A 13954-nucleotide genomic window follows, 5' to 3' on the forward strand; every position below is an offset into this window, starting at 1 on the left:
CGACTCTCTCCTGCCCTCGGAGACTGACGCCAATCAGTCACCATTGAAATGAATTGATCGCTTCACATGATAACTAACGGCTGTTAGTTTTTGAAGGGGTTCAGGAGATATGTCGAACCAAACGACGGAAGCCGCCGAAACTCGCGTTCCGACGGCTTCCGATCAGACGGCCCGCGTCAGCCCGCAGCGCTCACCGTTGCGAGGATCTGAGCCACGTTGGGCTTGCTGGCGACGGGCAGCGCGTAGGGGCTGCTCGCCGACGGCCAGCCCGTGAAGGTGTCCGTCCGCCAGATCCCCACCGCGGCCGCGTAGCCGAGCGGGATGACCGGCACGTCCTCCACCAGGAGGTCCTGCAGGCCGGCGATCGCTTTCGTGTAGGCCGCCGAACCGGTCTGCGAGGCCGACATCGAATGCAGCAGGCCGCTCGCGGCCGGGTTGGTGTACCGCTCCCAGTTCAAGAGCGCGGAGCCGCCGATCGGCGTGGGAGGCTGCGTGACGATCCGGCTCACCGCGTCGTAGACGTTTCCGGTGCCGCCCGATGCGCGCATCGTGAGCTGGAAGTTGCCTTTGGCCGTGTCGTCGCGCCACGCGGCGACGGACTCGGTCTTCGTCTCGAGCTTGATTCCGGCGGCCTTGAGCTGGCCGGCCAGCAGGGTCGCCGTCCGGGTCCAGTCGCCATAGGTCGCCGAGGCGGGGACTGTGAGCGTGATGGCGAGGGGCGCGCCCTGCGGACTCACGAGGTAGCCGTCCGACCCTGCCTTGTAACCGGCGGCCTTCAGCGTGGCCTTCGCCGTGGCGGCGCTTCCGTTTCCGAAGGTCTGCTTCTTGTACTTCGAGGCGATGAGGGACGGCGAGCCGTCGAGACCCGTCACGTTCTTCGTCGGCGTCGCTCCAGGGCCGAGGGAGGCGGCCGCGATCGCCGAGCGGTCGATCGCCTGGCTGATCGCCTTCCGCACCGCCTTGTCGGCGGTCGGGCCGGTGGTGTCATTGGGAATCAGGTAGATCGACACACCGAGGTTGGCGGTGTAGCTGCCGAGAGTCTTCGGAGACGTGGCCGTGATGGTCGCCGGGTTCGTGTTCGACGAGGCGATCCAGTCGACCTGCTTGCCCTCGATAGCGGCATCCATGCTGCTCTCCGAGTCGAACGACAGGTACTGGACCGTATCGATCTTCGGCGAGGCCGCCCGCCAATAGTGCGGATTCTTCTGGTAGGTGATCGCCTGCGGGGTGAAGGACTTCAATGCGTACGGACCGGTGCCGATCGGTGCGGTGTTGGCGAAGGTCACCGGATCAGCGACCGTGGACCACTGCTTCTTCTGCACCGGCATGGTCAAATACCAGAGCGTCTGGAACGCCGGCCGGGTGAAGTCGACCGTGACGGTCGTCGGATCGGTCGCGGTCGCGGACGCCAGGGGGAGACCGTTGAAATTCAGCGCCTTGTACTTCTGCATGAGTCCGAAGGTGAAGGCGACGTCATCGGCGGTGAGCGGCGTGCCATCGGACCACTTCACCCCGGGATGCAGGTCGATCGTCAACTCGGTTCCCGAACTGTTCCAACTGGACTTCTTCGCCAGCCAGGGCGTCGTCGTGGAGTTCGCGTAGTCGACCATCATGAGCGGCTCGTACATGACGGAGACCGAGTATCCCGCGGCGCTCATCGTCGCCTGCAGGAACGGATTGAGCTGGTCCGTGAACGGGCCGGTCGCGGTCGCCGCCATCCGGAGGGTCGTCGGGCCGTGCGAGGAGGCGGTCGTCGAGTGGGCGCCCGTGCAGGCGGCGAGGCCGGCCACCAGGGCGACTCCGGCGAGAAGGGCCGCGCTTTTGTGAATTCGAGACAACACTGTCATGAGCTACTCCATCGTGGCTTGGTGATGTTCTACTAGATTATCCACCGCTCATCGCCTGTTTATCAACTGTTTGATTTGCATTTATCAGACTGTGATAGTCGCGTATAACGAGACGCTTCACGCGGCGATGTGACAGTGCCTCCGGCAGCGGGGCGCTCCCGGAGGCACTGTCTCATTCGGTCGGCAGTGCTACTTGGGCGCCACCTTCAGGAGCACCAGCTCCGCGTTGACGCTGCCGGGCACAGGGCAGGCGTACGGATCCGACGACGTCGGCCAGCCCGTGGCGACGTCCGTCCGGTAGATGCCCGCGCCCGCCGCGAACACCAGGGGCAGCGCAGGCAACTGGCCGACGATCACCTTCTGGATGTTGCCGACGGCGGTCTGCTCCTGCTTGCTTCCCGGAGCGGCAGCCGCGTACGCACTCAGAAGCGCCGGCGCGTTCGTGTCGGGGTAGCGCTCGTAGTTGAGCTGGGTCCGCGTGCCGGCCGGAGCTCCGACGGGCTGCTGGTTGATGATCCGGTTGTAGAAGTCGTACACGGACGGCGTGCCGCCGTTGGTCCGCATCGTCAACTCGTAGTTGCCGAGCGCGACGTCCGACACGTACGCCTGCTGCTGCTCCGACTTCACCGTCACCTTGATGCCGGCCGCCGCGAGTTCGGGCACGACCTCCCGCGACATGCCGAGGAGGTCAGCCTGCGGGTAGGTCGCCGGCACGGTCAGAGTGAACTCCAGCCGCTGACCGGACGGCGAGACGAAGACCTTATCAGCGCCGAGCTTGTAGCCGGCAGCGGTGAGGATCTTCTTCGCGGCTGAGGGGTCGCCCTTGCCGTACTTCAGCTTGGAGTACGCCGACGCGATCAGGTTGCTGCGGGTCCCGGTGTCCATGCCCGTCGGCGAGACGACGGGGGCGTTGAGCCCGGCGGTTCCGACCTTCGAGATCTTGTCGCGGTCGAGCGCGGCATCCATCGCCTTGCGAACGGGGAGCTGATCGAGCGGCGCGTGGGCGAAGTTGGGCAGGAGCAGTGCGACCGACGGGTTGGTGGTCGTGTTCCAGTAGCCGATCGCGTTCGGGGAGAGCCGCTTGACCGTCGCTCCGTCGACGCCGCTCGTGCCGATCCAGTCGACAGCGCCGGCTTGGAGGTTGGCGACCATGCTGCTCGACGAATCGGACGCGAGATACTGCACCGTGTCGAACTTGCCCCCCGACTGCCAGTAGTACGGGTTCTTCTTCAGAGTGATGACCTGATTCGTGAACGACTTCATCATGTACGGCCCGGTGCCGACCGGATTCTCGTTGGCGTACTTGACCGGGTCCTGCACGGTCTTCCAGATGTGCTCGGGAACGGTCTCCGTGCGCCACCACATCACCTGGTAGGCCGGCTTGCTGAACGAGATGACCGCTGTCGTCTCATTCGTCGCCTTCGCGCCGGTCAGCGGCAGCGACACCGAGTTGAACGCCGGGTTCGCCTTCATCAGGTTGAATGTGTACGCCACGTCCTCCGCGCTGAAGGGCTGGCCGTCCGACCATTTGACGCCCTTGCGCGTCTTGAGCGTGAGCGTCTTGCCGTCCGCACCCCAGGTGTACGAGGTCACCAGCCAGGGACGGGTCTTGCCGCTGCCGAAGTCCTCCTGCAGCAGCGGCTCGAAGATCGCGTAGGCGGCATAGCCGCTCGCGCTCGACGAGCTCGCGATGAGCGCATTGAAGTTGTCGGTGAACGGACCGGATGCCCCGGCGCTCACCTTGAGTGTGCCGCCGGTCTTGGCGGTCGCTTTGGCCGTGGTGCCCGTGCACGCCGCCATGGCGAGCACGCAGGCCACCGCGGCGGCGAGGGCGGCGGTGGCCCGGAGGGACCGCCTCGTCGTAGTAAGGAACTTCATCGTTCTTCTTTCGTTGACGTTGAGGATCGGGAGGCCGCCCACAGCGGTGAGGGTGAGTCCGCTCGTGGCGCCTGCGGCGGGATCCAGCCGCTGCAGGCAGGGCCCGTAGAACGCGGGTGTGAGAGCGACGGTAACCGGAAACAACAATCACGCAAGACACAATCGTAGATTTTTAACAAACAGAAATGCAATAGTGATTTAACAACTGTTAGTACAGCCGCGAATGATCGACGCGTGGATGGCATGCGTCCCGTTCCGGAAGAGAGGACGACGATGTCGACGATCGAGACGAAAACCTCACGCTCCTGGCAGGCGCTGCCGGAATACGAACCGCGCACGGAACTGAACGGAAAGCTCGTGGCCTGGGGCGACCCGGCCTTCCAGGAGCTCTGGGACGGCTGGGCCGAGCGGTTCGGGGCCTTCCATCCCGGCCTCGAGTTCGACTCCTTCCTGCGCGGCACCTCGACGGCGGTCGGTGGCCTGTACACGGGCGTTGCCGACATCGGCCTCTTCGGGCGCGAGATCCGCAAGCTGGAGCGCACCTCCTGGAAGCGGATCTTCGACCACCAGCCGGAAGGGTTCGCCATCGCGACGGGCGCCTTCGACACGTTCGCGAAGACAGTGGCGGTCGCGGTGCTCACCAACGCGGACAACCCGATCTCCGAGCTCAGCTTCGAGCAGCTCGACGCGATCTACTCGGCCGAACGACGCCGAGGCGGCGCCGAGCCCGTCACCCGCTGGGGGCAGCTCGGGCTCACCGGCGAGTGGGCGGACGCGCCGATCCACACCTACGGCCTCGACCGGGACACCGGGACGGCACAGCACATGTGGCTCCGCGTCCTGCAGGAAGGGCCGTGGTCCGACCGTGCCGTGCTCCCCGAGGGCGCGCCCACACGCATGTACGCCGGCTCCGGCGGCCACGCGGCGGAGGCCCTCGTCACGGCGCTCGAGAGCGACCGCTTCGGAATCGGGCTCGCCGGGTTCCGCAATGTGACACCGCGACTGAAGGCCGTGGCGATCTCGGAGGACGGCGAGGCGGTGGACGGCTCACGAGAGACGACGGCCACCCGCGAGTACCCCCTCAGCCGGTCCGTCTACGCGTTCGTCCGGGAGGCTCCCGGAACCGAGTGGGACCCGAAGGTGCGGGAGTTCATGCGCTTCGTGCTCAGCCGGGAAGGCCAGGCCGTTGTCGCCGCGGAAGGCGATTACCTCCCGCTGCCCGAGAAGGTCGCCGGGCCGGAGCTCGAGCGCCTGATGAGCCTGTCGACACCCGCCTAGACCGCTGGCGTGCGGCTCGGCGGCCGATCGCCGCCGAGCCGCGCGGTCACCCCACCGGCTGGTCGACGCGGCGGGTGAGCTGACCCGGAGTCACGGCCGGACGGTAGGCGATGTCGAGATGCGGCGTCTCCACGGCCGCGCCGCCGAGCCGACGCGAGGAGATCGCGGCGTCGAGGATCCCGCTGGTGAGGACGGTCCGCTCGATCGGGAACGGCGACCGCCCGGTGAAGAGGAATCGATCGACGAAGGCCGCCAGATGATCGAAGTTCCAGGTCGGCGGCTTCTTCTGGCCGGGTCGCGCCACCTCGGCGCCCACCATCGGGACATCACTGAGCTTGGCGCCGGTCGGAGTCCACGTGACGACCGGTTCGGGCGCATCCGCCAGTCGCACGGCGACCGAACGACGAAGCATGAACCCCGTCAGCAGCAGCACGCTCACCCGGGTTCCGTCGTTGTAGTCGACGACCACCGCCTCCTCGCGCCCCCGGGGTGGCACGGCCGCGCCACCGCCGACGACCTCCGTCGGGAAGCGTCTGTAGTACTCGCGGGCTCCCTCGGCGAAATGGGGCACGGCATCGATGGCGGCGTCCGCGAGGTCCCGCGACCAGACACCGCCATTCGTGTAGGCGTCCCAGAACTGCTCGCCCGAGACGAACCGGACGGATGCGACACCGGTCTCGAAACCCGCCCGCCGCTCGATCATGGACTGGACCAGCTCGAGCGGGTGGAAGATCGGCGGCTCCCCCGAACCGGTCGCCACGACGACGACCTCCTTCACGCGAGAGCCGAACGGGATCTCGACCGGTGGGCAGCGCACGGTGACCGGCAAGGACGAGCCCGCCATGAGGGGGATCGAGAGCCGCCGGGCCGTGTCGTAGACCTCCTTGATCTCGGACCAGGAGTTCCCGACGTGCTTGTCGAGGAACACCGGGACGGTCCGGCCCGATTGCTCGCAGGCCTGAGCGACCCGAAGGAACAGCTCGTGCCGACTGTCCTGGGGCCGGCCTCTCCCGTCGATCTCCTCCGGCCGTCCGGAACGCGGGTTCCGCTCCGCGATCAGAACGACCCCGTCGACGTCGACCCCTGTTCCGCCGGCGGAGAGCGCCTCGGCGACACCTGCCGCCTGGCGGACACCCCATTCCAGCGCCCGCTCGCCCCCGACATCGGTCGGCCCTGGATCGAGCACGTGGAGGGCGTCCAGTGAGCTCAGCGGCTCCGCCGGAGTCCAGAGCAGCTCATAGCCCTCGTGCATGCGGCCGATGAGGAGGTCGGCGTGCGAACCCGGCCAGTATTCGTTGACGATGGCAGCGAAGCGCGGCCGATCCGATGTGGACATCCAGTCTCCTGTCTTGTGCGGGTCCGACTAGCTCTCGTCGGCGCGCGGTTCCGTCCGCGAGTGCCCCGCACGCCTTCTGGCCTCCGTGAGGAGGCAGGCGGCCGCGTCCAGCAGCCGCGAGTTGTGGAGGGGACCGCAATCGACGGGGTGGTGCCCCATGTCGCGCACGAGGCCGGCGACGAGGGCGATCGCCTCCGGGTCGTCTGCGACGAGCCGGACGTCGATGACCGCCGGCGCGTCCCCCGATGTCACATCGAGTTGCTCGGCGAAGTTGTCCTTGAACGCCGCCACGAGCCCGGATCGCCGCCCGAGCCCGTCCGCGACCAACTCGCTGCTGCCGAGGGCGCCGTCGAACTGGTAGTCGAACGGGTCGGAGGGATCGATCACCGTCTTGCCTTCGAGCAGCTCGCGGTGCGTGCTCGCGAAACGGACGATCTCCGGGAACGGCAGCGCGAGGACGACGACCTGCGCTTCGCGGATCGCGGCTTCGTGCGCGCGGACCGACGCGTGCTCACGCAGTCCGGAGTTCCGCTCGTCGTCCGGTGTGCGCGTCCCGATGCAGACCGAGTGGCCGGCGCGCGTCCAGGACGACGCGAGGGCGCGCGCCATCGATCCAGTACCCATGATCGCGATGTACGTCATCGTCACCTCGTTCTCGAGACCAGGATCCCTCCTGGACAGTAGGCCTATTCCGGGACTTCCTCAGGTGCGCTCGGCGGTGCGGTGTCCACGACCGCGGGGACTCCGCGCGCGCCGCGCAGCAGCACCGGCAGCAGCGCGACTCCGAGTAGGACGGTCGGGATGCCGCCGGCGAGCAGTCCCCACCGGCTGCCGAACTCCTGCGCGATCCAGCCCACCAGCGGCGCGCCGATGACGGTGCTGCCTCCCCAGCACATCGACCACAACGCCATCACGCGACCGCGCATGTCCGGCCGCGCGGTGAGCTGCAGGGTCGCCTTCGCGTCCGCGTTGAAGACGACGCTCGCGACGCCGACGAGCACCATCGCGATGATCGCGATGAGGAGTGTCGGCGCCAGCGCCGCGAAGATCATCGTGACCCCCCAGCCGATCGCGGTGAGGCACAGCGCGACGGTGCGCGACGCCGACCTCCGGCTGGCGGCGATGAGACCGCCCACGATGGAGCCTCCGGACATCGCCATGATCAACGCGCTGTAGGTGGCCGCGTCGCCGTTGAACGCCCCCGTGGCCAGCAACGGCAGCGTGGTCGGGAACTCCCAGGCCAGGGTGCCGGTCACCGTGATCATGATCAGCGTGATCGCGAGGGTGGGGGTCGTGAACGCGTACGTCATCCCCTCGCGGACTTGGCCGCGAGCGCGCGGCGCAGGGGACGAACGATACATCTCCGCCGGGCGCATCAGGAGGAGGCTGAGGATCACGGAGCCGAAGGACGCAGCGTTGACGAAGAAGCACGCCGGGATCCCGATGACGGCGACCAAGGCCCCGCCCGCACCCGATCCCAGAACCCTCGCGAGGTTGATCATCACCGAGTTGAGGATGATCGCGTTCGCGAGATCCTCCTCGGCCACCAGCTCGGAGATGATGCTCTGCCGGGCCGGATTGTCGAACACCGTGAGGCAGCCCAGCCCGAAGCTCAGACCGAGCAGCAAGGGGTAGGTCATCCATCCCGTCAGGGCCAGCACGCCGAACGCGACCGAGAACAGCGCGCACGCCGACTGCGTGAAGAGCAGCATGCGACGCTTGTCGTGTCTGTCTGCGATCACACCGCCGATCGGCCCGGCGAGGAGGTACGGGAGCAGTCGAACCCCGACCGCGACCCCGAGCGCGGTCCCGCTTCCCGTGAGGTGAAGCGTGAGGAATGCGATCGCGAGCATCTGCATGAAGTTGCCCGCCACGGAGACGGACTGCCCCACCGCGTACAGCCGGTAATTCCGCACACGCAGGGAACTCCCCGCAGCGATCAGCCGGTGGCGGATCGACTCTCCGACGATGCTCACGACGCCGGATACGTCGCGAGACGTTCGAGCAGATCGCCCGCCAGAAGGAGCTCGCGTTGTTCGCGATCGTCGAGCGTCGCCTCGATGGCCTGGTGCAGCCGCGACGACTTCGTCGCCCGGCGCTCCGCCATCGCGGCTCTCCCCTTCTCGGTCAGCACGATGTCGACGCGCCGGCCGTCGTGCCGGTTGGGCTCGCGGGTGACGTAGCCTCCTGCGTCGAGCTCCCGCAGGGCTGAGGCGGTGTTGGACGTGGTCATTCCGAGCTCTCGCGCCAAGTCGCCTGGCCGTGGCGCCGGGCTCCCCGCACGCACGGTCGCGGCGAGCACGGAGATCGCACTGCGCGAGAGGCCGTCGATCGGGGGATGGGCGGAACGGTTCCAGCGGATGAACCGCTTGAGCTGCTCCTCGAGCCGCAGTGCCTCCGATGTGTCCATGTAGCTATATTACATAGCTATCCCAAATAGCGAAATGCTCCCGGAAACGACGAAACGGCGGCTGATCATCAGCCGCCGTTTCGTTTTCAAGACTGTAGCGAGGGCGGGACTCGAACCCGCGACACCACGATTATGAGCCGTGTGCTCTAACCACCTGAGCTACCCCGCCGTAGCCTCCCGTCGTCGCGACCGGGAGACGGAGCCCCCTGTGGGAATCGGACCCACTACCTCTTCCTTACCAAGGAAGTGCTCTACCAATGAGCTAAGGGGGCGAAGCCGGGCATCCGGAAGGGTCCGGGCCGTTTTCGGCAACCGTACGAGGATACCATCCCCGCGAGGGTGCTTCGTACCACCCGGACCCCCGGCATCAGCGGCGGAACGCGTAGGAACCGCCGCGGATCACGAGCCGATCGGCCCCGGTCTCACGCCGCCTTCGCGGCCTCCGACGCGCCGTCCAGCGCCTCGAGCTCGTCAGCCGTCAGCACGACGTCCACCGAGGCCAGCAGGTCCGGCAGCTGCTCGAGCGTGCGGGCGCTCGCGATGGGCGCGGTGATGGTCGGCTGGGCGGCGAGCCAGGCGAGCGCGATGGTCGCGACCGAGACGCCGTGCGCCGCCGCGACCTCGTCCAGGGCGGATAGGACGCTGCGGCCGGTCTCGTCCAGGTACTTGGCGGCGCCGCCGGCACGCGGGCTGTCGACGGTCACGCCGTCGCGGTACTTGCCGGTCAGGAATCCCGCGGCGAGCGCGAAGTACGGCATCACGCCCAGGCCCTCGCGCTCGGCGATCGGACGGTACTTCTCCTCGTAGGCGCGCTCGACCAGGTTGTAGTGCGGCTGCAGGGCGACCGGGCGGTGCAGGCCCTCGCGCTCGGTGATCGCGAGCCACTCCTCGATGCGCTCGGGCGAGTAGTTGGAGATGCCGATGTGGCGGACCTTGCCGGCGTCGACCAGCCCGGAGAGCGCGGCGACCGTCTCCTCCAGCGGCACCGACTGGTCGTCGAAGTGCGCGTAATAGAGGTCGATGCGGTCGCTCTGCAGGCGCTCCAGGGAGGCGTCGGCGGCGCGGCGGATGTTGTCGGCCGCGAGGCCCTTGAAGTCGGGGTGCTGGCTGACCTTGGTCGCGAGCACGACATCGTCGCGCCGGCCGCGGGCCGCGAACCACTCACCGATGATGCGCTCCGAGTCGCCTCCGGTGTTGCCCGGCACCCAGGCCGAGTAGCCGTCGGCGGTGTCCACGAAGTTGCCGCCGGCCGCCGTGTAGGCGTCGAGCACGGCGAACGAGGTGTCCCGGTCGGCCGTCCACCCGAAGACGTTTCCGCCCAGTGAGAGAGGGAAGACCTGGAGGTCGGAGGTTCCGATGGCGCGGCGCGGTGAAGTCATTCCGTGTTCCTTTCGTGGCTGTCCTTCCACGCTAACGCCGGGTCCCCGTGGCTATTCCGAATGTGTCGAAGATGTGGAGAGGCCACTCGCGCGCCCCTACTGTGGAGGAATGGCCCCATCCTCGGCACCGGAGCGCACGCTCGCCGCCGACTGCGCCTCCTGCTCGGGGCTCTGCTGCGTCGCGCTCGCCTTCGCCCGCTCCGCGGACTTCGCTTTCGACAAGCCCGCAGGCGAGGAGTGTGTCAACCTCGACGACGGCTTCGGCTGCCGCATCCACCCGCAGCTGCGCGAGCGCGGCTTCAAGGGCTGCACCGTGTTCGACTGCTTCGGCGCGGGCCAGCTCGTCACCCGGCACACGTTCGACGGGAGGTCGTGGCGCGACAACGCGGGCGTGCGCACGGAGATGTTCGCCGTCTTCCCCATCGTCCGCCAGCTCCACGAACTGCTCTGGTACCTCCGCGAGGCCATCGCGATGCCCGCCGCGGCGTCCATCCGCGCCACACTGCGCGCCTCCTGGGACGCGGTCACGTCAGCCGCCGACGCCGAACCCGCGCTCATCCTCGCGCTCGACGTCGACGAGTTGCGCGCCCCTGCGGCCGCCCTGCTCCGGGAGGCCGCCCGGCTGACCCGCGAGGCGGCGACAGCCGAGCCGACCGGCGGCACCCACACCCCGCTCCGGATCAAGCGCTCCCGCCTCGCCCCGGGCGCCGACCTCCTCGGCGCGGACCTGCGCGGCGCCGACCTCCGCGGGGCCGAGTTGCGTGGCGCCCTCCTGATCGGCGCGGATCTCCGCAGCGCCGACCTGACCGCCGCAGAGCTCATCGGCGCCGACCTCCGCGACGCCCGGCTCGACGGGGCCGACCTCCACCGCGCCATCTACCTCACCCAGCCCCAGGTCGATGCGGCACGAGGCGACGAGACCACGCGCTTGCCCGCCGCACTCATGCGCCCGTCCCACTGGCATCACCCGTCCCGCTGACCTCGTGCCCCGCCCGTGCACCGCTGCAGAATCCCGACACGAAAGCGTCCACCCAGCAGACAGGGCTAGCATTGCAGCCAGCGCCGACGACGGCGCGCCGATCCCGGTGCCGCGAGCGGCGGCGTGCGAGGAACGACGGCGCCCCACCGATCGTTCACCCGCGCGCGTGCCGAAGCGACATCCCGTCCTCCGCCAAGACAGGTGATCCCCATTACTTCCGAATCCTCCCGCACGCTCTCGCCCAGCACTCCCGGCCGCGAGTGGTGGCGCTCCGCCGTCATCTACCAGGTGTACCCGCGCTCGTTCGCGGACGCCGACGGCGACGGGATGGGCGACCTCCCCGGCATCACGCGCCGCCTCCCGGCGCTCCGCGACCTGGGCGTCGACGCTGTCTGGCTGTCGCCGTTCTTCACCTCCCCGCAGAACGACGCGGGCTACGACGTCGCCGACTACCGCGACGTCGACCCGAGCTTCGGCACGCTCGCCGACTTCGACACCATGCTGGAGACCGCGCACGGCCTCGGGCTGCGCGTCATCATCGACATCGTCCCGAACCACTCCTCCAGCGACCACGTCTGGTTCCAGGAGGCCCTGGCCGCCGCGCCGGGCAGCCCCGAGCGCGCGCGTTACCTGTTCCGCGACGGCAAGGGCGCGAACGGCGACGAGGCCCCGAACAACTGGGAGTCCATCTTCGGCGGCCCGGCCTGGACCCGCGTCACCGAGCCCGACGGCACCCCCGGCCAGTGGTACCTGCACCTGTTCGACAAGTCGCAGCCCGACTTCGACTGGGAGAACCCGTGGGTGTGGGAGCAGTTCCGCGGCGTCCTGCGCTTCTGGCTGGACCGCGGCGTCGACGGCTTCCGCGTGGATGTCGCCCACGGCATGATCAAGGAGGCCGGCCTCCCCGACTACACCCCGCCCGCGAACGCCGGCAGCATGGGCGGCGGCGCGATCGCGACCACCACCGGCGGCATCGTGCTGGAGCCGGAGATCAGCGCGCACGCCGAGGGCGAGCCCGTCACGCCTCCCTACTTCGGTCAGGACGGCGTCCACGACATCTACCGCGACTGGCACACGGTCCTCGACGAGTACGAGGGCGACCGCGTGCTCTGCGGCGAGGCCTGGGTGGAGCCGATGGAGAAGCTGGCGAACTGGGTCCGCGCCGACGAGATGCAGCAGACCTTCAACTTCGGCTACCTGGAGACCCCGTGGGACGCGGTCGCGCTCCGCTCGGTGATCGACCGCTCGATCGCCGTGTTCGGCAGCGTCGGCGCCCCGAGCACCTGGGTGCTCTCCAACCACGACGTCGTCCGCCACGCCACCCGGCTCGCACTCACCGGCGACAACCCGCAGGGCCACGGCATCGGACCGAAGTCGACCGGCCTCCCGGACCCGGCGTTCGCCCTCCGCCGCGCACGCGCCGCGACCGCGCTCATGCTCGCGCTGCCCGGATCGGCGTACCTCTACCAGGGTGAGGAGCTCGGCCTCCCGGAGGCCATCGACCTCCCCGACGACGCCCGCCAGGACCCGACCTGGTTCCGCACGAACGGCGAGCGCTACGGCCGCGACGGCTGCCGCGTGCCGATCCCGTGGGAGGGCGCCGACCCGTCGTACGGTTTCGGCCCCGGCCCGAAGAGCTGGCTGCCGCAGCCCGCGACCTGGGCGGAGTACACCCGTTCGTCGCAGGAGGGCGTGCCCGGCTCCACGCTGACGATGTACCAGGAGGCGCTGGCCGCGCGACGCGAGCACGACCTCGCGTTCGGCCAGCTGCAGTGGTCGAACGCCGGCGAGGACGCGCTGCTGTTCCGCACCGGGAAGGTCACGGTCGCGGTGAACTTCGGCAAGGCGCCGCTACCCCTGCCCGAAGGCACGGTCATCCTGGCGAGCGGCCCGCTCGAGGGCGGCATGCTGCCGCGCGACACGACCGCCTGGGTGATCTGAGCCGCGCGCTCCCCCACGTACACGAACGGAGGAGACCCGGCCCCGATCGGGCCGGATCTCCTCCGTTCGCTGTTCTGAGCCGGCGCGTCGCCCCGGATGTCCTCCGTTGCCTAGCTCGCGTTCGCCTTCAACCAGGCAACCGGATCGACCGCCTCTGTCCCGTTCAGCCGGATCTCGAAGTGGAGGTGCGGCCCCGTCGAGATGCCGGTGTTGCCGACCTTTCCCACGATGTCCGCGACGCTCACCTGCTGACCCTCGGCGACCCGCACCGACCCGGTCTGCATGTGGCAGTACATGCTGCTGACCGGCCGTCCGTCGATCGTGTGGTCGATCGTGACGTTCACGCCGCAGCCGCCGCGGTCGCTCGTCACGACCTCCCGGACCACGCCGTCGGCGATGATCTGGATGGGCACGCCCGCGCCCGGGGCGAAGTCGACGCCGAGGTGGTTCGTGGAGGCGCCCTCGGTCGGCGCGGTGCGCGGTCCGAAGCCGGAGGTGATGGGCACGCCGATCGGGAAGGGCCACTGGACGGCGCCTGCCGGGTTGTTGCGGAACGTGTCCGCGATCCGCATCGAGCGCAGCGCGGCGAGCTGCTCGCCGGAGGTCGCGGCGCTGCCGTCCCGGATGATCGCCTCGCGCTCGGCGGGCGTGATGGTGTCGAGCGCCTGGACCTCCCCCTCCGACGCCGGAGCGCTGGAGAAGTGCCCAGTTGCCGTGCGCGCGCGGACCTGGTCCTCCGTCAGGAGGGCCATCGCCGGGACGGTGGTCGCGACCGCGATCCCGAGGACCGAGAGCATCGCCACGGCGACCACCCCGCGGCGGAAGCGTGGCTCGCGCGACCGCTGGGCCGCTGCCTCACGCTGCCGCAGTTCGCGCCGGGTCACGCCCCGGGTCGCGCTCGAGGTC

At 69.0% G+C, this 13954-nt stretch carries 11 protein-coding genes and 2 tRNA genes; 3 read left to right on the forward strand and 10 right to left on the reverse strand.

The window, feature by feature from the left end; genetic code table 11:
• Positions 1–176 precede the first annotated feature (176 nt).
• Both F1C12_RS11120 and F1C12_RS11125 read right to left on the reverse strand, forming a co-directional pair.
• A complete protein-coding gene (locus F1C12_RS11120; RefSeq protein ID WP_185275088.1) occupies positions 177–1847 on the reverse strand; it encodes an ABC transporter substrate-binding protein in 1671 nt (556 codons plus the stop codon).
• Positions 1848–2036: 189 nt separating this feature from the next.
• Positions 2037–3872 carry an ABC transporter substrate-binding protein gene (locus F1C12_RS11125; RefSeq protein ID WP_219732605.1) on the reverse strand — a complete coding sequence of 612 codons (1836 nt, stop codon included), beginning with the start codon at positions 3870–3872 and terminating at the stop codon, positions 2037–2039.
• A 126-nt stretch (positions 3873–3998) separates the two neighbouring features.
• On the opposite strand from F1C12_RS11125, the gene F1C12_RS11130 reads away from it, so the two are divergent.
• Positions 3999–5003 carry a PstS family phosphate ABC transporter substrate-binding protein gene (locus F1C12_RS11130; RefSeq protein ID WP_185275089.1) on the forward strand — a complete coding sequence of 335 codons (1005 nt, stop codon included), beginning with the start codon at positions 3999–4001 and terminating at the stop codon, positions 5001–5003.
• A 46-nt stretch (positions 5004–5049) separates the two neighbouring features.
• Here F1C12_RS11130 and F1C12_RS11135 read toward each other — a convergent pair whose 3' ends face one another.
• The 7 genes from F1C12_RS11135 to F1C12_RS11165 all read right to left on the reverse strand — a co-directional run bounded on the left by F1C12_RS11135 (position 5050) and on the right by F1C12_RS11165 (position 10128).
• Entirely contained in the window at positions 5050–6339 is a 1290-nt protein-coding gene (locus F1C12_RS11135) for a hypothetical protein (RefSeq protein WP_185275090.1), read from the reverse strand.
• Positions 6340–6366: 27 nt separating this feature from the next.
• On the reverse strand, positions 6367–6981 hold the full coding sequence (locus tag F1C12_RS11140) for an NADPH-dependent F420 reductase (RefSeq protein WP_185275091.1): 615 nt from the start codon (positions 6979–6981) through the stop codon (positions 6367–6369).
• Between the two features lie 44 nt (positions 6982–7025).
• Positions 7026–8315 (reverse strand): MFS transporter, encoded by a 1290-nt coding sequence (locus tag F1C12_RS11145; protein WP_185275092.1) that lies wholly within the window; start codon positions 8313–8315, stop codon positions 7026–7028.
• Positions 8312–8749 carry a MarR family winged helix-turn-helix transcriptional regulator gene (locus tag F1C12_RS11150; protein WP_185275093.1) on the reverse strand — a complete coding sequence of 146 codons (438 nt, stop codon included), beginning with the start codon at positions 8747–8749 and terminating at the stop codon, positions 8312–8314. Before F1C12_RS11150 ends, F1C12_RS11145 begins: the two co-directional genes overlap by 4 nt.
• Before the next feature lie 95 nt (positions 8750–8844).
• Positions 8845–8918: transfer RNA gene (locus F1C12_RS11155), tRNA-Met, on the reverse strand.
• Positions 8919–8949: 31 nt separating this feature from the next.
• Positions 8950–9021 (reverse strand) — tRNA-Thr (locus F1C12_RS11160).
• A gap of 150 nt (positions 9022–9171) precedes the next feature.
• A complete protein-coding gene (locus F1C12_RS11165) occupies positions 9172–10128 on the reverse strand; it encodes an aldo/keto reductase (protein WP_185275094.1) in 957 nt (318 codons plus the stop codon).
• A 109-nt stretch (positions 10129–10237) separates the two neighbouring features.
• Between F1C12_RS11165 and F1C12_RS11170 the strand changes: the two genes are divergently transcribed.
• Together F1C12_RS11170 and F1C12_RS11175 are read left to right on the forward strand one after the other, a co-directional pair.
• A complete protein-coding gene (locus F1C12_RS11170; protein WP_185275095.1) occupies positions 10238–11107 on the forward strand; it encodes a pentapeptide repeat-containing protein in 870 nt (289 codons plus the stop codon).
• 204 nt (positions 11108–11311) lie between these two features.
• The gene (locus F1C12_RS11175; RefSeq protein ID WP_185278912.1) at positions 11312–13048 is read left to right on the forward strand and encodes a glycoside hydrolase family 13 protein; all 1737 of its coding nucleotides are present in this window, start codon (positions 11312–11314) and stop codon (positions 13046–13048) included.
• A 110-nt stretch (positions 13049–13158) separates the two neighbouring features.
• On the opposite strand, the gene F1C12_RS11180 is transcribed toward F1C12_RS11175, so the two are convergent.
• Positions 13159–13932, reverse strand: coding sequence for a M23 family metallopeptidase (locus F1C12_RS11180; RefSeq protein WP_185275096.1), 774 nt, complete (start codon positions 13930–13932; stop codon positions 13159–13161).
• Positions 13933–13954: the final 22 nt, after the last annotated feature.

The organism is Leifsonia shinshuensis (assembly GCF_014217625.1).
Classification (GTDB): domain Bacteria; phylum Actinomycetota; class Actinomycetes; order Actinomycetales; family Microbacteriaceae; genus Leifsonia; species Leifsonia shinshuensis_A.